Below are 19,445 nucleotides of genomic sequence, written 5' to 3'. Positions count from 1 at the left end.
GCTGCGGGAAATTATTCTTTTGGCGTAATGCGCGGCAAGACGACGGTCAGGGCCGTGCCGCCTTGCGGATTGGCCGTCAGGCTCAGGGTGCCGCCCAGGTAATGCACGCGCTCGCGCACGGAGCGCAGGCCGTGCTTGCTCATTTCGACGGGCTCGTTGGCCGGCAAGCCGCTGCCGTTATCCTTGACCGTCATCATCAGCGCTTCGTCATTGTCGTCGATGATGATGTCCACCTGCGTGGCGTGGGCGTGCGCGGCGATGTTGCCGAGCGCTTCTTCCAGGGTACGCAGCAGGGCCACGCCCACGTTGCGCGGGCAAATCAATTCATCTTCGGGCAGGCTGCAGCGCACGGTGATCTTGTGCTGTTCGGCAAATTGCGCGGCCAGCTCGCCCAGCGCGACATTTACGCCGAGAAACTCGAGCTTGTCGTTCCACAGCTTCATCTGCATCTGGCGGTTGGTCTCGATCACATTCAGCAGCAATTGCTTCATCGTTGCCGCGCGGTCGAGCAAGGCGGCTTCCTGCGGCATCTTTTGCGTCAGCAGCGACAGGTGCATGGTGAGTGCCGTCAGCGAGGAACCGAGGCTGTCGTGCAGCTGGCGCGACAGGGCGCGCCGTTCATTGTCCCAGCTGGTGTTGACATGGCCGAGCAATTCGCTGAGGTCGGCGGCGCGTTCCGCATCGGCCTGGGACGCTTCCTTGTTCGGATCTGTTTGTGCGGACATAGCGCCCCGTGAATGGTGAAAGGTGAGGACCAAATTCAAGTTGTGGATCATACATGAGGATTTCATCGCGGGGCGCATGGATGAAAAATTTCTGTCTTTTCGGCAATTTTAATCTCCTTCCATCATTTTTATGTGATAGACAATATTATCGTTTGCGCCAGCGGCCACCGTTCCCGTCGTTACGTACGGCTGCGCACATACCGGGGCGCGGCACGCTGCCATAGTGGGGCTGTCATTACCCCATGCGGCCTGGCGCCAGTGCGGCGCGGGGCGCAGCACTGGCCCGCTTACCGAAACGAAAGGACATGCCATGAATATCGATACCATCGTCGACAAGGAATACCTCGACAAAAGCTTCCGCGACATCGTCAATGCGCCCATCAGCGCCCTGCGCGGCGTCAGCGCAAAAGACGCCAAGGCCTTGCAGCAGGCGTTTGGCGTGACCACCGTGCGCGAATTGTCCAACCTCAACTTCGTCAAATGGGCCAGCGCGCTGGCCATCCTCGCCGATGAAGAGGGCATGAGCGGCGAAGAGCGGGCCAAGGAAGAATTGCTCGACGACGCCGTGGAAATGACCTTCCCCGCCAGCGACCCGATCTCCGTCGATGCGGGCATCACGCGCATCGAAGTGTCGCCCGACACCGTCAATGCGCAAACGGACCACCAGCATGCGGGCCAGCATGAAGTGACGGCTGGCAAGAAATAAAGCCTGCAGGACATGAAAAAACCGGCTGGCCGCGAGGCCCGCCGGTTTTTTTACGCGCCTTTACGTGCCGCGCCGCGTCACGGTCAGGCGATCGATGGAATGCTGCTTTTCTGCATGTTGACCTGCGCCGCGATCACTTCGTGCGGCGTGCAGCAAAAGCGGTTCTTGCCGGCGCGCTTGGCTTCATACAGGGCCGTGTCGGCCGCGCCGAGCAGGGATTCGACGGTGCTGGCGTCGTCCGGGTAGATGGCGATGCCGATGCTGGTCGACAGGCGCAGGGTCAGGTCGTTGATGAAATACGGCTCGGAAATGACTTCGATCAGCTTGGCGGCAGGTTCGCGCGCGTCGCCCTTGCCGGCCAGGTTGCCCAGCACGATGACGAATTCATCGCCGCCGATGCGCGCTACCGTGTCTTCCTTGCGCGACGCGCCCACCAGGCGGGCCGCCACCATTTTCAGGATTTCGTCGCCATAGCCGTGGCCGTAACTGTCGTTGATGGCCTTGAAGCCGTCCAGGTCCAGGTACAGGATGGCCGACTTGCCGCGGCTGCGGGCCGATTGCTGCAGCGTATGCTCGATGCGGTCTTCCAGCAGGCGCCGGTTCGGCAAGCCCGTCAGCGGATCGTGCAGCGCCAGTTCCTGCTGCTGCTTGCTGTATTGCGCCAATTCCTTGTACAGCAGGCGCACTTCCAGCATGTTGTGGATGCGCTTGTGCACTTCCATCAGGTCGAAGGGCTTGCTGATGAAGTCGCGCGCGCCCGCTTCCAGGGCGGCGATCTTGAAACTCGGTTGCGCCGTGAGGGCCAGCACGGGCAGGTAGCCGCCATGTTCGATTTCTTTCAAGCCTTTCATGACCTGGAAACCATTGAGTTCCGGCATTTGCAGGTCGAGCAAGATCAGGTCGTAGCAATGCTCCTGGTGCAGGGGGCAAACCTGTGCCGGACGCATGGTGGCCGTGACGTTGGTATAGCCGGCATCGCGCAGGATTTCCAGCATCAGGTCGACATTGTCGGGTGAATCGTCGACGACCAAAATTTTGGCTTTCAAAATCTCATCTTGGCTGGGCATGTAAGGTCTCGGTTATACGGTCTATGCAACGCTGGCTTCTACCGCAGATGATGGGCTGACGGCGGTGGAAAAGATAGTAGCGCCTTGCAACAAGATAGGGCGCACAACTGCGCATGAACTCGCTTCTGCCGTTCTCCCCGGCCAAGGTCGCCGCTTCCAGCCTGCCGTGCAGGTGTGCTTCTGCATTTCAGTGTAGCAAACTTCAGCTTAGTTGCTTGTAGGACAGTGCCGCGTCTGAAAGTAGGAAGGCTAACCCATGAAAATAGTCATTTTGTACTGCACTATTTATTTCTTTGCATCATCTTTTTAAGATGGTGTTTTGCGCTCCCGTCCAGGGCGCGCAGCGGCCAGCTGCGCCACGGCCGCCACCAGTCCGGCCGGGTCGAGCGGCTTCGAGATCCAGGCCTGGAAGCCGCTGTCCAGCGCCCGCTGGCGATCTTGCGGTTGCGCAAACGCCGTCAGCGCCAGCGCGGGCAGCCGGGCCAACTCCGGGGCGGCGTGCGCGCGCACTTGCGCCAGCAAGTCGAAACCGTCGGCCTCGGGCATGCCGATGTCGCTGACCAGCACATCCGGGCGCACCTGCTCCAGCAGTTGCAGCGCTTGCGCCACGCCGCCGGCGCCGTGCACTTCGGCATTGTTGTCGCGCAAGATGCGTTCCGTCAGTTCGCGCGCATCGGCGTCGTCATCGACCAGCAGCACCTTGACGCCGCGCAAGTCATGGCTGGAGGGTAGGGCGCTGCCCGCTGGGCGCGCGGCGGCCGGCGTGCCCAGCGGCAGGCGCACGGTAAAGCTGGCGCCCTGCATGTCGCCGGCGCTGCTGACGGTGACCGTGCCGCCATGCTGCTCCACCAGGTGCTTGACGATCGCCAGTCCCAGCCCCAGGCCGCCGTGCCGGCGCGTGGTGGAGGCATCGGCCTGGCGGAAGCGGTCGAACACGTGCGGCAGGAAATCCTTCTTGATGCCGACGCCGTTGTCGGCCACCGTGATGGACAGGCGCGACGCCTCGCGGCGCACGCCGATATCGACCCGCCCCCCTTGCGGCGTGAACTTCAGGGCATTCGACAGCAGGTTCCAGATCACTTGCTGGATACGGCTGGGGTCGCCCGTGATGGTGCCCGCATCGCTGGCGATGTTGCAGTGGATGGCGATGTGCTTGGCGTCGGCCGCCGGGCGCAGGGTTTCGATGGCCGAGGCGATGATGCTGGCGGGCGCCAGGGTTTGCAGGTCGAGCAATACCTTGTCGGAGGTGATGCGGCTCATGTCGAGCAAGTCCTCGATCAGCTGCGCCTGCGCGCGCGCATTGCGTTCGATGCTTTGCAGGCCGCGGTGCAGGTCGGCCTGGTCGCGCGTGCCGCGCCGCAGCACCTGGGCCCAGCCGAGGATGGCCGACAGGGGCGTGCGCAGCTCATGCGACAGGGTGGCGAGAAAATCGTCTTTCAGCTGGTTCGTGCGCTCGGCTTCGGCGCGCGCCTCGCGTTCGCTGTCGAGCAGTACCTTGCGCTCTTCGGCGGCGCGCGTGGCGGCCGCGTACAGGCGCGTATTGTCGAGCGCGACGGCGGCCTGGGCCGCGATGGCCGAGACGATGCGTTCGCTGCGCGCGCTGAACATGCCCGCCTGCGGATGACCGAGCAGCAAGCGCCCCAGCAACAGGCCCGAGCGCGAGCTGACGGGCAGGCTCAGGCAGCTGCGCAGCGGCGGCGCGCCATCGGCGCTGGCATCGGGCGCGGCCAGCAAGTCGTTCTGGCGCATGGCCGGCCCCTGGCGCAGTTCGGTGGCGATCGCATCGGCCTGGCGCAGGCTGATGCCGTTGACGGCGCGCGCCGAGGGCAGGGGCGCGGCGCTGTCGGGGATCTCGCCCGCATCGTCATAATAGAAGGCGCCGAAGCGCGCGCCGCTGATGCGCGTGGCTGCATCGACGGTTTCCTGCAGCAGGGCGGGCAAGTCGAGGGTGCCGGCCAGGGCCGCCCCTGTATTGTTGAGCAATTCGAGCACGCGCGTTTCATCGCGCAAGGCTTCCTGCGCGCGCTTGACCTGGTCGACGTCGGTGCTCGTGCCAAACCAGCGCAGCAGCTGGCCGCCCCGGTCGCGCACGGGATTGGCGCGCGTCAGGAACCAGCGGTACTGGCCGTCGGCGCCGCGGATGGGAAATTCCATTTCGAAGGGCGTGCCGTCGCGCAAGGCGGCCTTCCACGCGTGCAGCATGGGTGGCAAATGCTGCGCGTGATAGGCGATGCTCCAGCCGTCGCCCGCCATCTGTTCGGCGCTGGTGCCCGTGTAGTCGTGCCAGCGCTGGTTGTACCAGGCAATGGTGCCGTCGAAGCTGGCGATCCAGGCCAGTTGCGGAATGGAATTGGCCAGCGCGCGCAAGTCTGCCTCGCTGTGGCGCAAGCTTTCCTCGGCCGCCTTGCGCTGGCTGATGTCCTGGATGTACGTGGTCAAGCCATCGCTGGAAGGGAAGATGCGCACTTCCAGCCAGCGCCCCAGCGGCCGGTACAGCAGTTCGAAGCTGCTGCTGTGCTGCTGCGCCATGGCGCGCCGGTATTGCACTTCCAGTTCCGTCCCCTGCAGGGCGGGGCAGGCTTGCCACAGGCTGCTGCCCGCCAGGCTGGCGCCGGGCGGACGCTGCGGTGCGAGCATGTCGGCGCCGCGCGTGTTGATATAGCGGATGGTCCAGTCGCGGTCGAGCAGGCAAAAGCCATCGGTGATGCTTTCCATTAAGTTTGCCAGGCGCTCGCCGGAGAGGCTCAGCGGCGCTGATGGGGGCAGCAGATATTGCGTGCGGTCAGGCTTGGCCATCGGAAATCCTGCAACAGTGAGTCTGCCGCACGGGCTCTTGCCCCGCCGGGCCGCCGCCGCTAAGCTCAGTTAAATGGGTCATGATGGTCAATGCCCGCGCCATGAATGAGGGGAGGCACAAGCGCCCCTGTCTGGCTGGTATTGTAGCCCCAAGCGGCGCAGCGCCACCGCACGCTTGCGCGTTGCCTGCAGATAGCACTGGACAGGCTGGAAAGCAGTCCCTATAATCCCGCTTCTTTCGAGACAGCAACTTCTCGATTCGCTGGAATCTCCTGTGAAAGCAGAAGTATCCATCGATAAAAAGGCGTCAGCTTTTTAGCAGTGAAAAGGTAGTCGATCATGCGGGGCGGTATTCTGCAAAATCAGCTAAGCGATTGAAAAATCGAACTTTTCAAAGCGAAATGAATACGCTATAATGTTTGCCTGCGCGGCTGTAGCTCAGCTGGATAGAGTACTTGGCTACGAACCAAGGGGTCGTGGGTTCAATTCCTGCCAGCCGCACCAGAATACTGAAAATCAGACTTTGCCTGGTTTTGTTGTAACAAGTTTCACCTCCATGTTGTTAATGGAATGTTGTAGAAGTTTTGCGGCTGTAGCTCAGCTGGATAGAGTACTTGGCTACGAACCAAGGGGTCGTGGGTTCAATTCCTGCCAGCCGCACCAGTATTGCCAGCATCGGGTTTTTCCCGTGCTGATGAAAGTTTCAAGCTTCGCGCCGTCCGGCGAAGTGTGTCAGAGTTTGCGGCTGTAGCTCAGCTGGATAGAGTACTTGGCTACGAACCAAGGGGTCGTGGGTTCAATTCCTGCCAGCCGCACCAGTATTTGCAGTAAAGAAAAACCCGGAAAGTTCGCTTTCCGGGTTTTTTTTCGTCCGGCGCAACTGCAGCGGGCCGCCGACGGCGCGGCCTGCCGCAGTTGCGCCAATATCCCATCAATTCGGATACGGCTGGCCCGAGGATGCCTGGTTGCCCAGGACGATGGTGGTCACCCACAGCCCGCCATTCGTCACCGGGCCGGTGAACTTGAACAGCGAACCGCCCGACTGCGCGGGGTCCGCCACATTCGACGCCAGGCTATTCAATCCCGAGGTCGTGAAGGTGCACGCGGTTTCTTGCCCAACAGCATTTTGTTCCGCGTTCAGCACGGGCGTGACGCCATTGAACAGGTACAGGCCGCAATTGTCCATTTTCGATCCGTAGGTGGCGGACTGCGTGTAGTTGAAGGTCACCGCGCCATCGAGCAGGGTGGCGGCCGGGATGGACGACAGTTTCGCCGGCGTGATGCTGGTGATCGTGGCGAACAGGCTGGCCTGGTTTGCCCGGGCAAACGCTTTCGACAGGGGCACGGCATTGATCTGGAAGGGGAAGGCGCTGACGGGGCCGTTCGCTGTCTTCAGGGTCCAGACATACACCTTGCCCGGCGCCACTTTCGTCTCGTCGATGCAGGCCGTGCCGGCGCCCAGGCCCGGCGTGCCGGCGGGCAAGCTGGCCAGGTCCTGGCAGCTCTGGATCGCTTCCGCGTTATTGTAGAAAGCGCTGGCAGCGCCATTGCTGTCGGCAATCCGCATGTGGGTGTAGCCCGTGGCTGGCAGGATCAGCTGCAATTTGCTGCCGGCCGTGCCCGGTGTCTGGAAGTCGCCGAATGTCGTCAGGCCCGGTCCCCGCACGTCGATCTTGTTGATGGCCGGATTGTCCTGCAGCACGGTGTCGAGCTCGACGTGCGCGGCCCATTCGCGCGCAAAGGTGGCCGCGCCCGCACCGTCGAGGCTGCGCTGGATGCGCGCATTCATGTGCATGTCCAGGTGGCCGCTGCCGGCCAGCTTCCAGCCGCCGGCGCAGGCGCTGGTATCGCTCGTCTTGACCAGCTTCCAGTTGAGCATGCCCGCATCTGTTCCTATGCGCAACTGTACCCAAGCGCTGCTCGGCTTGCCTGCGGTGAAGCCGATGGCCGTCGCCCCGGCGCCCAAGCGATTGTTGATGAAGTCGGCGACGCGCGATGTCGAGGTGCTGCTCGACGACGTCAGCGTGGCGATTTCATCCGTGCTTAACGGTTGCATGTTGACGCTGGCCAAGCCCAGCGCTTCAATCGTCAGCCCGGCATGGGCGGCCTGGTCGGTGCTGGTCAGGGCCGACACGATTTCCGCCTGGCCCACACCCGTCCCCATATTGAAGGAGCTGTCGATGAACGGCGACACGGCCGCCGTCGACGGCGCGACGAAGCCCGTCTTCGGATACAGGGCGCTGAGCGAGGCCATGCAGGCGCGGATTTCCGGCAAGACGCTGGCCGCGGCATTTGCCTTGAGCAAGTCGGCATCCGATGGCGGCGTCGCTGCGGGGATGGTGGCGGCGCCGCCGGCGGCGGCGGGCAAGGTCACGCTGCCCAGCGTGCTGTTGGTGGCAATCAGGGTGACCGTCGCCATGGCGCCTTGCGCTTCCGCGGGCGCGACGAGGATCTGGTCCAGCACGGCATCCATGCCCGTGCCGTTGGCAATAAAGGCGCCCGTCAGCGGATTGGTGTTGCTGGTGTTAATCGGTTTGATCATGGCGACGACTGCGGCGATGGCCGCATCGAGCCGTTGCTGGGTCGCGGCACTGGCCAGCGCCGCGGTGCAGGCGGCCGGGATGGCATTGGCAACGGGCGCGCAAACGCTTGCCAGCGCGGCGCCGCCAGGCTGGCCCGACGCCGTGGAAACGATCAGGTCGGTCAGCGGCGTGATATTGACGGTTTGCCCCGCTGCCGTGGCGATGGAATTCATGGTCACTTGCTTGCCGCCGGCCGTGCCGGTGATGCTGAGGAGAAAGGGCGCCGTCATGCCGCCCACGTCGAGCGTGTATGCCCCGCCGGCGCCGGTACTGACCGCCACGGATACTTTGCCCTTGCTATCGATGGCAATCACGCTGCCCGCGACGGGCGCGCCGACGGCGGCGGTGCCGCTGAGCGTCGTGGCTGGCGGCGGTACAACGGGCACAACGGGCACGACGGGAGGGATGGGCGCAACGGGTGCGACCGGGTCGACGGGGGTGCTGCTGCCGCCGCCGCACGCGGCCAGCATGAGGGTGGCGGCGCAGGCGGCAGCCAGAGGCAATAACTTGTGCAAGTTCTTCTTCATGGTATCCCCTTAGTATTTTTATTAAAATTACTGCTAGTAAACATTCTCAAAGTTTTCCATGAATTGCAATTTATTTTTCTTGGATGCATTAATAATGAGCAACAAGTAACAAAGCTGTCGGTTTCGCGCCGCAGTCTGAAAAGAAATGTGATGAAATGAGCAAGACTGCGGCGTGCGTGTGCCGCCACAAGACAGGAGTGGCCGCCAATTGTGAAATATCGCCGCCACGGCTTTGCCATTCTGCAAAGCCCTGCTATAATCTTGTCTTAGGCGGCTGTAGCTCAGCTGGATAGAGTACTTGGCTACGAACCAAGGGGTCGTGGGTTCAATTCCTGCCAGCCGCACCAGAATATCGGGGGTCAGATTGTAAAATCTGATCCCCTTTTTCGTTTCCGAATGGATTTACGCCGCGCCCGTGGCGCCGCGCCGGTATTGCTGGCGAAACGCGCGCGGCGTCACCTGCCTGGCGGCGCGGAACTGGCGGTTGAAATGCGCGAGGTTGCGGTAGCCCGCCTCTTGCGCGATGACGGCGATGGCCAGATTGCTTTCGATCAGCTGTTGGCAGGCGCGGCCGATGCGCAGCCGCGCCAGGTACTCGCCGGGCGTGCAATGCGCGTGGCGCTTGAAACAGCGGTGGAAGGCGCCCAGCGACAGGGCCGCCCGCTGCGCCAGCGTTTCCAGTGCAATCTCTTCCCGGAAATGCGCGTGCATGAAGTCAAACACGATTGCCATGCGCTTTTGCTGCCCATCGGCATGCACCGGCGCCAGCGCTTCCGAGGCCAGCGGCTGCGCACCGCCATCGCCAGCCAGGTCCAGCAGCACGTCGAGCAGCAGCGGCAGGCGCTGCGGCACGGGCAGTGCATTCAATTGCAACAGTTTCTCTGCGCTGCGCGCGCTCGTTGCCGGCGAAAAATGCAGGGCAGGGCCGGCGCGGCGCGCCAGTTGCCGCACGCCATGCAACTCCGGAAAACAGGCCGCCAGCTGTTCCACCCATTCCAGCGAAAACCACACGACGACGGCCAGCATCGGCTGCGTGCTGTCGATGCGCTCGCTGGCCGACCAGGTGTGCGGCAAATTCGGTCCCAGCAGCACCAGGTCGCCCGGTTCGAAGTCGCCCAGGTGGTCGCCGATATAGCGTTGTCCCCGCGCATTGACCGTCAGGGTCAGCTCGAATTGCGGGTGGTAATGCCAGAGGAAGGGAATCGCATCGAGTTCGCGCCACAGCAAGCCCCAGGAGTGGCCCGTCGGAATCGTGACTTGTTCAAATAAAGGCGTCATTGTGACGTTTTAAGGAGGATGGTGGTCAGGATAGTATCAGTTTTGGTTGCTGCGCACGCATTTTACGCGGCACTGCCGGAGCACAATCTGTCCACACCAACACAGGAGACAGCGATGCAAAACCGATATCAGTACGGCGAAGACCGTCCCGGCAATCCATCCGTGGCTTACACGGAACAAACCCAGTTGCGCGACATACAAAAACAGCTGCCCCTGCGCGTGCTGTCCGACAGCGATTTCCTGCACTGGCAAACCTACGGTTACGTCATCGTCAAGGATGCCGTGACGCCGGAACAGGTGCGCCGCACGACCGATTTCCTGTGGGAATTCCAGGGACTCGACCAGCACGACCCCGCCACCTGGAACCACGGCCAGTTGCGCGACCACGCGATGAAAGAGCTCAACGGTTCCGGCATGGTCGAGGCCTATCACAACCAGACCCTGTGGGATAACCGCCAGACCCGGCGCGTGTACGACGCCTTTGTCGACATCTGGGACCGTCAGGATTTGTGGGTGACCATCGACCGCGCCAACCTGAACACGCCGAACAATGGCAAGCGCAAGTTCGGCGGCTTCATCCACTGGGATGCCGACACCACGCTCGACCCGCTGCCCGTCAACGTGCAAGGCGTGCTGGCCCTGTCCGACACCTCGCCCGACAGCGGCGGCTTTCAATGCTATCCGGAATTGTTCAACAACTTGTTGGCGTGGCGCAAGACCGTGCCGCAAGACCGCAACCCGTGGCAGCCTGACTTGGCGACGGTGCCGTATCCGATGGAATTCATCGCCATGAAGAAAGGGGAGTTGTTGATCTTCAACAGCCTGCTGGCGCACGGCATCCGCCCGAACACGTCGACGGACCAGGTGCGCCTGGCGCAATACATTTCCTTCACGCCAGCCCAGGAAGACAATCAAGCCTTGCGCGACTGGCGCGTGCAAAGCTGGCGCGAGCGCAGCGCGCCGCAAGGCTATGCGTTTCCTGGCGATCCCGAGGAAAAGGAACAGCTGCGCTATCCGCAGGCGCAGCTGACTGCGCTGGGCGAGAAGATCCTCGGCGCGCGCGGCTGGTAAGCGTGGCGCCACGTCCGATGGCATTGCCTGCCGGATAGACAATTGCCGGCAAATGCACGATCATGGCTTGACTTGCCATCGACCGAGGAAACGCATGAGTATCATCACCTGCATCGAAGACTTGCGCGTGCTGGCCCAGAAACGGGTGCCGCGCATGTTTTACGACTACGCCGATTCCGGTTCCTGGACGGAATCGACGTACCGCGCCAACAACAGCGATTTCGCCAAGATCAAGTTCCGCCAGCGCGTGGCCGTCAACCTGGAAAACCGCAGCCTGGCTTCGACCATGGTGGGCCAGCACGTGTCGATGCCGGTGGCCCTGTCGCCCACGGGCTTGACGGGCATGCAGCATGCGGATGGCGAAATTCTCGCGGCCCAGGCGGCGGAGCGCTTCGGCGTGCCGTTCACCCTGTCGACCATGAGCATCTGTTCGATCGAGGACGTGGCGGCGAACACGACGAAACCGTTCTGGTTTCAGCTGTATGTGATGAAGGACCGCGAATTCATCAACCGCCTGATCGACCGCGCCAAGGCCGCCAAGTGCGGCGCGCTGGTATTGACGCTGGACTTGCAGGTGCTGGGCCAGCGCCACAAGGACTTGCGCAACGGCCTGTCGGCGCCGCCGAAACTCACCATTCCGAATATCCTCAACATGGCCACCAAGCCGCGCTGGGTGGCGGGCATGCTGGGCACGAAACGGCGCGGCTTCGGCAACATCGTCGGCCACGCGACCTCCGTCTCCGACATGTCGTCCCTGTCGGCCTGGACGCAGCAGCAGTTCGACCTGAGCCTGTCATGGGCGGACGTGGAATGGATCAAGCAGCGCTGGGGCGGAAAACTCATCATCAAGGGCATCATGGACCCGGAAGACGCGCGCCTGGCCGTGGAAAGCGGCGCCGATGCGCTGATCGTCTCGAACCACGGCGGACGCCAGCTCGATGGCGCGCAATCGTCGATCGAAGCCTTGCCGGCCATCGTCGACGCCGTCGGCAGCCAGATCGAAGTGCACATGGATGGCGGCATTCGCTCCGGCCAGGACGTGATCAAGGCCGTGGCCCTGGGCGCCAGGGGCGTGTACATCGGCCGCCCGTTCCTGTACGGCCTGGGCGCCATGGGCGGGCCGGGCGTCACCAAATGCCTGGACATCATCCGCAACGAACTGGATTTGACGATGGCCTTTTGCGGCTTGCGCGACCTGCAGCAGGTGGATAAAAAGATCCTGCTGCCGGGGACGTTTTAAGCGGCAATCCGCACGATTTCAAAACCTTCCGATGCCTGGGGCGGCACGAAGTGGCGCGTGATGTCATCAAATTGCGCGTCGCTGGTGGAAAACGGGTGCAGCCCGCTGGCATTGCGCTGGCGCAAGCGCGCCTTGCATTCCTCATCCGTCACGTCGAGGTAATGCAGCACGTGCGGCGTGCCCGCCTGCTGGAACAGGTCGCGCATCCAGGCGCGGCTGGCCGGCGTATTCGCGGGGAAATCGAGGACGACGGACACGCCCGCCTGCAGCATCTGCAGGCACAAGGGGGCGATGGCCGCGCGCAGCCGCGCCGCGCAAGCCGCGTAGTCGGCCAGGCTGGCGATCTGGCCCGGATACAGCTGCGCCAGCAAGCTGTCTTCGCTGATGCGCACGGTGTGCGGCGCCTGCGCAAGGCGGGCGGTCAGGGTGGATTTGCCCGAGGCAATCTTGCCGCACACGAGGTGCAGGGTGGGGGAGGCGGTGGTGCTGGAGGTAGGGGACATGGTCGCTCGCTAGAAAGAAATAATGCCTGCGAGACGTCTTGATCTATTGCTGCAAATCAAAGCCGCCTCCCGGGCGGCTTTGGCAATCTCAGTCCTGCCAAGCCACCATCGGTCGAATGGCGGCAATAATCGACGGCAGGGGCGGGAATGACGATTGCATGACTGAACGATGCCATGGAATGGCGGGCGCTGTCAATTGCCGATGCGCGTCCACGGCTCGCGGAACGTGGCCGCATCGAGCGGCCGCGCATGCGGGTCGTCGGGCTGGAACAGGCCGCCGATCAGCATATCCTGGATGGCGCCCGTGAAACCGCCGTACGCAGCGCTACCCCACTGGCGTTGCGTGTGGGCGAAGACGACGGCGTCTTGCTGCGCCGCCAGCTGCGTCAAGGCGTGCCGCAAGGCGGCGGCCGCTTCCGGGCCCATGTCCGTGGCGATGGCGCACACCAGGCGCTGGCCAAATTGCAAGGGTTTGTCCGCCAGTCCCAGCAGCGATTCATTGGCCAGGGCGAGGAACACATCGGGCGCCTGGTCGTCCTTTTCACAAATGGTCCAGGTGGGCGCCCACGCTTCCAGGCTCATGAAGCGGGCGTCGCGTGTTTCCGGCGTATGCGTCCACTTCGCGTGCGATTTGTCGTCCCAGCCCAGGCGGCCAAAGGAAATCGGCTTGCCCTTGGGATTGTATTGATGGCTGCGCACGCCGGCCTGGCCTCTCGTCCGCGCTTGCGTCATGAGTCCATCGAGGCTGGCGGCGAACGGCATCCATTGCGCCGCATCCCACAGCGGCGGCGCAGCGGGCGCGGCCAGCAGCAGGAATACTTCGTAATCACGTGAAAAAAACGCCATGCAGTTTCCTCGGCAAGTGGATGGAAAATTGTGTCGCAATATTATAGTGGCGCTTGCGACAAGGCGGCGCGCTGGCTGGGGCGCAGCAGGTAGACGCCGTACAGGCACAGGGGCAGCACGGCCAGCAGGGCGATATACGGCAGGATAGACGCGCCGTCTTCGGCCGGGTTGGGCAAGGTGGCCGTCACCAGCGCGTAGTCCCACAAGCCATGCACGAGCACCATGGGCCAGATGGAGCGGGTGCGCAGGCGGATGGCCGCGTAGCCGACGCCCTGCAGGGTGGCGGCCACGGCTTGCCACAGGGCGCCGCTGACGTCGCCCGTGGCCAGGCCGTTGGCCGTGTGGGCCAGGCCGAACAGCGCCGAGGACATCAGGACGGCGGGCCAGACGGCGTAGCGCTCCAGCATGCCTTGCAGCAAGATGGCGCGGAACATCAGCTCTTCCGAGACGGCCACCAGCGCCGCATTGCAAGCGACGATCAGCAGCACGCGCGGCTGCGGCCAGCCGCCCGCCCAGGCCAGCAACAGCATCAGCAGCGCATACAGCAGGGGCGGCGAGACGAGCCACAGCGTTTTCCATGGCTGCGGCGCGCACAGGCCCGCCGCGCGGCGCCGGCTTGAGGCCAGCAGCAGCGCCAGCGCGAACAGGGCGGCCAGCGCCCACGACAGGCCGATACGGCCGGTGACGGCGGCACCCGGCAAGGCGTAGCCGGCCGCTTCCAGCCAGCGGCCGCCCAGGCTCAAGCCCAGCCAGATGGCCAGTGCGATGAGGGTGACGGGCATGGTGAGGGCGATTCTAGGGAAGGGCATGGTTGGCTTCGGTGTTGGCCGCGTCGGCTATTGCGTACATGGGCGAATCATGAAGTTGCATCAATGATATGGTGGAAATATTGCCATACTACATTAAAAGCAGGCGTACAAAATTGCCACATCGTTATAGTTGCATGGAATAATAAGCATTCGTCCGTTTGCCGCCAGACTGGAGAGCCATGACCTACAGCAAGACCATCACCACTGAACGATTGATCCTGCGCAAGCCGCAACCATCGGATGAGGCGGCGCAGTTCGCCATGCATTCCGACCCCGAAGTGATGCGCTATTTCAGCGAACCGCCCTGGGAAGACACGGGCCGCGCCGCGCGCCAGATTGCCGAGGACATCGCCGCTTTCGAGAAAGAGGAATTCTTCCGCTTCGCCGTCGAGCTGAAGGCGACGGGCGAGTACCTGGGCAGCTGCAGCCTGTTTTCCGAGCACCGCCAGAACCGCCGCGCCGAGATCGGCTACGCGCTGGGCCGCCCGTACTGGGGCAAGGGCTATATGCACGAAGCGCTGTCGGCGCTGCTGGAATTCGCCTTCATCGAGCGCGACCTGAACCGCCTGGAAGCCGATATCGACCCGCACAACGCCGGTTCGGCCAGCGCCCTGGAACGCCAGGGTTTCAACAAGGAAGGTTTTCTGCCCGAACGCTGGATCGTCGGAGGCCAGGTCAGCGACTCGGCGCTGTATGGCTTGCTGCGCCGCGAGTGGGAAGCGCGGCGCAAGGGCGCCGCGTGAGCGGACAGGTTGGCGACGCGTTCCAGCAAACGCCAGGTCGGAGCTGAGGAGGATGCCGGGCGATGATCGCTGTCGATTTACCCGCTTCAGGCCACCCGCTGGTGACCTTGCGCCCGCTGGAATACAGCGACGCGCCCGCCTGGTATGCCTACCTGGCCGACCCTGCCGTCGTGGAGCACACGAGCTGGAACTTGCAGTGCGCCGACGATCTGCAGGCCAATTTCGATGACTATGCCTCGGCCCAGCCATCGTCGTCCCTTCGTCTGGCCGTCGTGCTGCGCGAGGGCGGCCGGCTGGTGGGCACGGTCGGCTTCAATGCCATTTCCCCGCAGCACCGCACGGCGGAGATCGCCTACGACCTGGCCCCAGCCGTGTGGGGGCAGGGCGTGGCCACGTCCGTCGTGAACGCTGTCGTGGATTGGGGCTTCCAGCGCCTCGGCTTCCTGCGCATCCAGGCAACCGTGCTGGAAAGCAATGAACGGTCGATGCGTGTGCTCGAACGCTGCGCTTTCGAGCGGGAGGGCTATCTGCGCTGTTACCGGCAAGTTCGCGGAAGATCCTGCAATTTCTGGCTGTATGCGCGCATTGCCGGCGTGCGATGAACAAGCTACCCTTGAGTATCCTGCTGGTGGAAGACCACCTGGCCATCGCGCGCCAGGTGCTCGATTTCCTCGACGGCTTGCGCTGGCAGACGGACCATGCGGGCACGGGTGCGCTGGCCGTGCAATTGGCCACGCGCAACAGCTATGACGTGGTGCTGCTGGACCTGAACTTGCCCGACATGGATGGTTTGCAAGTGTGCCGCGCCATCAAGGCGGCCGCGCCCAGCAATGTGCCGATTTTGATGCTGACGGCGCGCGACGCGTATGAAGACAAGGCACGCGGCTTTCGCGACGGCGCCGACGATTACCTGACCAAGCCGTTCGACTTGCGCGAAGTGGCCTTGCGCTGCGAAGCGCTGGCGCGCCGGCAGCAGTTGCACGTGCACCAGGAAATGCGCGTGGGACCGTTCACCTTGCAGACGCGCGCAGGGCGCGCCCTGTATGGCGACGCACCGCTGCCATTGACGCAGACGGGTTTTAAAATTCTGTTGCTGCTGTGCCGCGAATACCCGCACGCCGTCTCGCGCTCGGCCTTGCTGCAACAGCTGTGGGGCAGCCAGCCGCCCGACAGCGATGCGCTCAAATCGCACATCTATGCGCTGCGCAAGCAGCTGGAGTTGCTTGGCGGGGTTGGCGCGGCAGGCATGCTGGTGACCATACCGCAGCTGGGCTACCGCCTGGCCTTCGACGCGGCGGCATCGTCATGAGCCAGTCGATCCGGCAGCGCCTGTTTGCCGCCCTGGCCGGCTTCACCATCCTGCTGTGCCTATGCTACACGGGCCTGGCGCTGGTGATTGCGTATGTGACGGAAGACATGCTGGTGCAGCGCCTGCTCGAGCGCGAAGCGGCGGCCGTCAGCATGCGCTGGCAGCAGCATGGCAAGCTTACGCCTTCTGGCAGCGACCTCATCACGGTTTATGGCAGTTACCTTGACTTGCCTCAAGCGGTGCGTGCGCACGTGCCGCCGTCCGCCCCGCGCGGCGAAGTGTTTACGACGACTGGCCAGCATTATCACGTGCTGGCGCTGGATATCGTTGCCGGCGGCCAGCCGCAGCGCGCGTACCTGCTGGCCGACGTGGCGCCCGTGCTGGTGGTCTCGCGCCTGGCGCGGGAAGTGGGCGGTGTCGTGGCTGGCGTGGCGCTGGCGCTGATCGGGCTGGCCCTGCTGCTGGCGTACTGGCTGGCGCGGCGCCTCGTGCTGCCCTTGCAGAGATTAGCGCAGGAAGCGCGCCGGCTGGCGCCCGGCGGCGCCGTCCATTTCAGCGACCGCGACCGCCCCGATGAGATCGGTTTCCTGGCGCGCCGCCTGGAAACCACCTTTGCCGAATTGCAGGCGGTGTTGCGGCGCGAACAGGCTTTTACCCGCGACGTCAGCCATGAATTGCGCACGCCGCTGACCCTCATGCACAACACCCTGGCGCTGGACGATGCGCCGCCGCTGGGCAAGCAGGAGCAGGCGCAGCTGCGGCAATCCACGGATGAGATGCGCGCCACCATCGACGTGCTGTTCGTGCTGGCGCGGGCCGAGCAATTGCCGGGCGACGTGGTCGAATTGCGCGGCTGCATCGAGCAATGCCTGCTGCGCCTGCTCGACGAACACCCTTGGGATGCCAGCCTGCTGACACTGGACTTGCCCGAGCGGCTGGAGGCGGTCGGCAACCCGCAGCTGGTCATGTTGCTCCTGAATAATTGCCTGGCGAATGCGTTGTTCCATGGCGGCCCCGATAGCCGCATCGGTATTGCGTTTGCACAAGGTTGCCTGAGCATCCAGAATACCGTGCAGCCGGGGCAAGCGCCACGCATCCACGGTTTCGCGCATGGTCAGGACTTGCTGCTGCGCCTGGCAAAAGCCATGCACTGGGACATTGTTTTCCATCCGGGCGCGACGCAGTTCCGTGTCGCCATCCATCCGGCCCGGGCGCAATAAAGTTGGCGGATTTCACCGCGATTTCACCTGCCCCTGCTTATGCTGGCTGCTCTTTTACTTGAAGGGAAGCCCATGAAAATCGCCATCAGCCTGTTCATCCTGTCCTGCCTGTCCATGCCCGTGCTGGCCCAGGTGCAATCGCTGCAGCTCAAGGATGACAAGCGCCGCTACATCGTCTACACGCCGGCTGCGTATCAAAGCCAGCCTCAAAAGACCTTTCCCGTCGTCTTCAATTTCCATGGCGGCGGCATGAGCATGGCGGAACAAATGCTGTACACGCAGATGAACAAGACGGCCGAGCGGCACCAGTTCATCGTTGTGTATCCGCAAGGTATCAAGCAGGATTGGAACGTGGGCTTCGGCATGGATTACCTGGCGGGCACGGACGATGTCGGCTTTACGCAAGCGATGTTGAGCAAACTCAAACAGGATTACCGCATCGATGAGCAGCGCGTGTATGCCACGGGCCTGTCGCGCGGCGGTTTCTTTGCCCTGCGCCTGGCGGCCGAGCTGCCGCAACAGTTCGCCGCCGTCGCCTCGGTGGGGGCGCCCATGCCGGAACCGGTACGGCAGCATCACAAGACTGCAGACAAGGTCGGCATGCTGCTGATACAGGGCACGGCCGACAAGGTCGTGCTGTTCGAGGGTAAGGCCGCCAGCTATCTGTCGGCGGAAGATACGTTCGATTACTGGCGCCAGCACAACGGCATCGAAGGTGCCAGGCCGCAGCCGCGCCTGCTTCCTGGCCCCGCTGGCGACGCCACGCAAGTGAGCTGGCTGGAGCAGGACGCCGCTGGTGCCAGCGTGGTCTTGATCACCGTCAAGGAGGGCGGCCACACGTGGCCGGGCGCCGATGCCTTCAACGTCGGCCTGCCCATAGGCAAGACCACGCGCGCCATCGATGCGAATGAGGTCATGTGGGGGTTTTTCAGCCGCCATCGCCGTTGACGCCATGCTAGGATGGCGGCGCATGGCGTAACCATCAAGCAACGGGAAAGGCAGGCACAGTGGCATTATCAACAGCAGGCATCGCGGCCATGGCCGCGGCAATCTTTGCCAAGCCCGGCGCGGCCGTGGCGCAGGCGTATTCGCAGATGGAACGGGAAACGCTGTATTTCCACTCGCCTGCCGAGCTGTGCGCGTATGCGGCCAGGCTGGAAGCCGAAGGGGCCGGCGAGGTGTTCCTTGCCGTGCATTACCCGGACATGGCCGGGCACTTTGCCCCGCGCCGTATCGCCCTCGACCCGGCCAAGTGCGGCGGCCTCACCTACCGTTACGTGTGCGAAGGCTGGGGCGTCATCCGCGTCTACCTGCGCCTGTCCAGTGGCAAGGGACTGGCGTCGCATGTGAGCGCCAATTCGCAGAAGCGCGCGGAAAAATGGCAGCCCCTTTACCCGGACTTTGGCCAGACCGATGCCTGGGACTGGGCCGCCGTGGGCCGCCATGAACGCCGCCTGATCCGCGTGCTGAAGCAGGCCGTGGCGCACGATGCGGCGGCAGGAGGCTCGGCATGACAGGCGTGACGCCCATCCACCCGGCCGCCATCTTTTGCCGTTCCCTGGCGCAGCTTTCCGCCATGCTCGACAAGACCGGCACTGCGCCGCACATGCTGGCGGCGCGCCTGCACCCGGACATGCTGCCGTTCGCCCAGCAAGTGCGCGCGGCCGTGAGCTTTTCCCTGCGCGGCTGCTGTCCGCTGGCGGGGCTGGAGGTAGCCGATTTCAGCGCCGCCGCCAGCCTGCAGGAACAGATCGCACACACCATGCGCTACCTCAAGGACATTCCCGTGGAGCGCTTTGACGGGCCGCCAGACCGCATCTGCCGCGACCGCGCCGGCTTCGCCGACATCGTGCTGCCGGCCGATGAATTCTTGCAGCTGTACATACTGCCGAATTTCTATTTTCACTTCAGCATGGCGTATGCGATTGCGCGCAGCGCCGGCGCGGCCATCGGCAAGGGCGATTTCGATGGCTATCACGCGTATGCGCCGGGGTTTTCATTCGAGCGGCCTGCCGCGCCGTAG

18 protein-coding genes and 4 tRNA genes are annotated in these 19,445 nt (G+C 63.6%); 14 read left to right on the top strand and 8 right to left on the bottom strand.

The window, feature by feature from the left end; translation table 11 throughout:
- Positions 1-11: 11 nt before the first annotated feature.
- Positions 12-725 (bottom strand): sensor histidine kinase, encoded by a 714-nt coding sequence (locus O3299_RS10790; protein ID WP_099667356.1) that lies wholly within the window; start codon positions 723-725, stop codon positions 12-14.
- Between the two features lie 310 nt (positions 726-1,035).
- Between O3299_RS10790 and O3299_RS10785 the strand changes: the two genes are divergently transcribed.
- Positions 1,036-1,431 carry a hypothetical protein gene (locus O3299_RS10785; protein ID WP_077406391.1) on the top strand — a complete coding sequence of 132 codons (396 nt, stop codon included), beginning with the start codon at positions 1,036-1,038 and terminating at the stop codon, positions 1,429-1,431.
- A gap of 83 nt (positions 1,432-1,514) precedes the next feature.
- Here O3299_RS10785 and O3299_RS10780 read toward each other — a convergent pair whose 3' ends face one another.
- Entirely contained in the window at positions 1,515-2,498 is a 984-nt protein-coding gene (locus O3299_RS10780; RefSeq protein WP_251348153.1) for a diguanylate cyclase domain-containing protein, read from the bottom strand.
- A gap of 306 nt (positions 2,499-2,804) precedes the next feature.
- Positions 2,805-5,294 (bottom strand): ATP-binding protein, encoded by a 2,490-nt coding sequence (locus O3299_RS10775; protein WP_305062295.1) that lies wholly within the window; start codon positions 5,292-5,294, stop codon positions 2,805-2,807.
- 427 nt (positions 5,295-5,721) lie between these two features.
- Here O3299_RS10775 and O3299_RS10770 point away from each other — a divergent pair.
- The 3 genes from O3299_RS10770 (at position 5,722) to O3299_RS10760 (ending at position 6,112) form a co-directional block, all read left to right on the top strand.
- Positions 5,722-5,798: transfer RNA gene (locus tag O3299_RS10770), tRNA-Arg, on the top strand.
- A gap of 82 nt (positions 5,799-5,880) precedes the next feature.
- Positions 5,881-5,957 (top strand) — tRNA-Arg (locus O3299_RS10765).
- A gap of 78 nt (positions 5,958-6,035) precedes the next feature.
- Positions 6,036-6,112 (top strand) — tRNA-Arg (locus O3299_RS10760).
- A gap of 113 nt (positions 6,113-6,225) precedes the next feature.
- Here the strand turns inward: O3299_RS10760 and O3299_RS10755 are convergent.
- A complete protein-coding gene (locus O3299_RS10755) occupies positions 6,226-8,403 on the bottom strand; it encodes a hypothetical protein (RefSeq protein WP_305062294.1) in 2,178 nt (725 codons plus the stop codon).
- A gap of 270 nt (positions 8,404-8,673) precedes the next feature.
- Here O3299_RS10755 and O3299_RS10750 point away from each other — a divergent pair.
- Positions 8,674-8,750, top strand: a tRNA-Arg gene (locus O3299_RS10750).
- A 55-nt stretch (positions 8,751-8,805) separates the two neighbouring features.
- On the opposite strand, the gene O3299_RS10745 is transcribed toward O3299_RS10750, so the two are convergent.
- Positions 8,806-9,681: an AraC family transcriptional regulator gene (locus O3299_RS10745; protein ID WP_289904463.1), complete on the bottom strand. Its 876-nt coding sequence runs from the start codon at positions 9,679-9,681 to the stop codon at positions 8,806-8,808.
- A 114-nt stretch (positions 9,682-9,795) separates the two neighbouring features.
- Between O3299_RS10745 and O3299_RS10740 the strand changes: the two genes are divergently transcribed.
- Together O3299_RS10740 and O3299_RS10735 are read left to right on the top strand one after the other, a co-directional pair.
- A complete protein-coding gene (locus tag O3299_RS10740) occupies positions 9,796-10,752 on the top strand; it encodes a phytanoyl-CoA dioxygenase family protein (protein ID WP_305062293.1) in 957 nt (318 codons plus the stop codon).
- Positions 10,753-10,846: 94 nt separating this feature from the next.
- Positions 10,847-11,992: an alpha-hydroxy acid oxidase gene (locus O3299_RS10735; RefSeq protein ID WP_305062292.1), complete on the top strand. Its 1,146-nt coding sequence runs from the start codon at positions 10,847-10,849 to the stop codon at positions 11,990-11,992.
- Here the strand turns inward: O3299_RS10735 and O3299_RS10730 are convergent.
- The 3 genes from O3299_RS10730 to O3299_RS10720 all read right to left on the bottom strand — a co-directional run bounded on the left by O3299_RS10730 (position 11,989) and on the right by O3299_RS10720 (position 14,150).
- The gene (locus O3299_RS10730; RefSeq protein ID WP_305062291.1) at positions 11,989-12,495 is read right to left on the bottom strand and encodes an ATP-binding protein; all 507 of its coding nucleotides are present in this window, start codon (positions 12,493-12,495) and stop codon (positions 11,989-11,991) included. The genes O3299_RS10735 and O3299_RS10730 overlap by 4 nt on opposite strands.
- 192 nt (positions 12,496-12,687) lie before the next feature.
- On the bottom strand, positions 12,688-13,341 hold the full coding sequence (locus O3299_RS10725; RefSeq protein WP_305062290.1) for a hypothetical protein: 654 nt from the start codon (positions 13,339-13,341) through the stop codon (positions 12,688-12,690).
- Positions 13,342-13,382: 41 nt separating this feature from the next.
- Positions 13,383-14,150, bottom strand: coding sequence for a CPBP family intramembrane glutamic endopeptidase (locus O3299_RS10720; RefSeq protein ID WP_099667366.1), 768 nt, complete (start codon positions 14,148-14,150; stop codon positions 13,383-13,385).
- Between the two features lie 179 nt (positions 14,151-14,329).
- Between O3299_RS10720 and O3299_RS10715 the strand changes: the two genes are divergently transcribed.
- From O3299_RS10715 to O3299_RS10685, 7 genes are all read left to right on the top strand, one after another.
- The gene (locus O3299_RS10715; protein ID WP_289910617.1) at positions 14,330-14,893 is read left to right on the top strand and encodes a GNAT family N-acetyltransferase; all 564 of its coding nucleotides are present in this window, start codon (positions 14,330-14,332) and stop codon (positions 14,891-14,893) included.
- Positions 14,894-14,955: 62 nt separating this feature from the next.
- Entirely contained in the window at positions 14,956-15,495 is a 540-nt protein-coding gene (locus O3299_RS10710) for a GNAT family N-acetyltransferase (protein WP_305062289.1), read from the top strand.
- Complete coding sequence (locus tag O3299_RS10705; RefSeq protein ID WP_305062288.1) at positions 15,492-16,202, top strand: response regulator transcription factor; 711 nt, start codon at positions 15,492-15,494, stop codon at positions 16,200-16,202. Before O3299_RS10710 ends, O3299_RS10705 begins: the two co-directional genes overlap by 4 nt.
- Positions 16,199-17,422, top strand: coding sequence for a HAMP domain-containing sensor histidine kinase (locus O3299_RS10700; RefSeq protein WP_305062287.1), 1,224 nt, complete (start codon positions 16,199-16,201; stop codon positions 17,420-17,422). Before O3299_RS10705 ends, O3299_RS10700 begins: the two co-directional genes overlap by 4 nt.
- A gap of 72 nt (positions 17,423-17,494) precedes the next feature.
- On the top strand, positions 17,495-18,370 hold the full coding sequence (locus O3299_RS10695) for a PHB depolymerase family esterase (RefSeq protein WP_305062286.1): 876 nt from the start codon (positions 17,495-17,497) through the stop codon (positions 18,368-18,370).
- An 89-nt stretch (positions 18,371-18,459) separates the two neighbouring features.
- Positions 18,460-18,936 (top strand): hypothetical protein, encoded by a 477-nt coding sequence (locus O3299_RS10690; RefSeq protein WP_305062285.1) that lies wholly within the window; start codon positions 18,460-18,462, stop codon positions 18,934-18,936.
- Complete coding sequence (locus O3299_RS10685; RefSeq protein ID WP_305062284.1) at positions 18,933-19,445, top strand: DUF1993 domain-containing protein; 513 nt, start codon at positions 18,933-18,935, stop codon at positions 19,443-19,445. The genes O3299_RS10690 and O3299_RS10685 overlap by 4 nt, the downstream gene beginning before the upstream one ends.

Source organism: Janthinobacterium sp. SUN176 (assembly GCF_030587335.1).
In the GTDB taxonomy this organism is placed as follows: Bacteria; Pseudomonadota; Gammaproteobacteria; order Burkholderiales; family Burkholderiaceae_D; genus Janthinobacterium; species Janthinobacterium kumbetense.
The sequence above is the reverse complement of the archived record's forward strand: the minus strand, read 5'-3'. Positions and strand labels throughout refer to the sequence as shown.

What these genes read in the sequence shown, in the direction of transcription:
- O3299_RS10790 (WP_099667356.1), bottom strand. Translation starts at nt 725, where the DNA reads ATGTCCGCACAAACAGATCCGAACAAGGAAGCGTCCCAGGCCGATGCG.
- O3299_RS10785 (WP_077406391.1), top strand. Translation starts at nt 1,036, where the DNA reads ATGAATATCGATACCATCGTCGACAAGGAATACCTCGACAAAAGCTTC.
- O3299_RS10780 (WP_251348153.1), bottom strand. Translation starts at nt 2,498, where the DNA reads ATGCCCAGCCAAGATGAGATTTTGAAAGCCAAAATTTTGGTCGTCGAC.
- O3299_RS10775 (WP_305062295.1), bottom strand. Translation starts at nt 5,294, where the DNA reads ATGGCCAAGCCTGACCGCACGCAATATCTGCTGCCCCCATCAGCGCCG.
- O3299_RS10755 (WP_305062294.1), bottom strand. Translation starts at nt 8,403, where the DNA reads ATGAAGAAGAACTTGCACAAGTTATTGCCTCTGGCTGCCGCCTGCGCC.
- O3299_RS10745 (WP_289904463.1), bottom strand. Translation starts at nt 9,681, where the DNA reads ATGACGCCTTTATTTGAACAAGTCACGATTCCGACGGGCCACTCCTGG.
- O3299_RS10740 (WP_305062293.1), top strand. Translation starts at nt 9,796, where the DNA reads ATGCAAAACCGATATCAGTACGGCGAAGACCGTCCCGGCAATCCATCC.
- O3299_RS10735 (WP_305062292.1), top strand. Translation starts at nt 10,847, where the DNA reads ATGAGTATCATCACCTGCATCGAAGACTTGCGCGTGCTGGCCCAGAAA.
- O3299_RS10730 (WP_305062291.1), bottom strand. Translation starts at nt 12,495, where the DNA reads ATGTCCCCTACCTCCAGCACCACCGCCTCCCCCACCCTGCACCTCGTG.
- O3299_RS10725 (WP_305062290.1), bottom strand. Translation starts at nt 13,341, where the DNA reads ATGGCGTTTTTTTCACGTGATTACGAAGTATTCCTGCTGCTGGCCGCG.
- O3299_RS10720 (WP_099667366.1), bottom strand. Translation starts at nt 14,150, where the DNA reads ATGCCCTTCCCTAGAATCGCCCTCACCATGCCCGTCACCCTCATCGCA.
- O3299_RS10715 (WP_289910617.1), top strand. Translation starts at nt 14,330, where the DNA reads ATGACCTACAGCAAGACCATCACCACTGAACGATTGATCCTGCGCAAG.
- O3299_RS10710 (WP_305062289.1), top strand. Translation starts at nt 14,956, where the DNA reads ATGATCGCTGTCGATTTACCCGCTTCAGGCCACCCGCTGGTGACCTTG.
- O3299_RS10705 (WP_305062288.1), top strand. Translation starts at nt 15,492, where the DNA reads ATGAACAAGCTACCCTTGAGTATCCTGCTGGTGGAAGACCACCTGGCC.
- O3299_RS10700 (WP_305062287.1), top strand. Translation starts at nt 16,199, where the DNA reads ATGAGCCAGTCGATCCGGCAGCGCCTGTTTGCCGCCCTGGCCGGCTTC.
- O3299_RS10695 (WP_305062286.1), top strand. Translation starts at nt 17,495, where the DNA reads ATGAAAATCGCCATCAGCCTGTTCATCCTGTCCTGCCTGTCCATGCCC.
- O3299_RS10690 (WP_305062285.1), top strand. Translation starts at nt 18,460, where the DNA reads ATGGCCGCGGCAATCTTTGCCAAGCCCGGCGCGGCCGTGGCGCAGGCG.
- O3299_RS10685 (WP_305062284.1), top strand. Translation starts at nt 18,933, where the DNA reads ATGACAGGCGTGACGCCCATCCACCCGGCCGCCATCTTTTGCCGTTCC.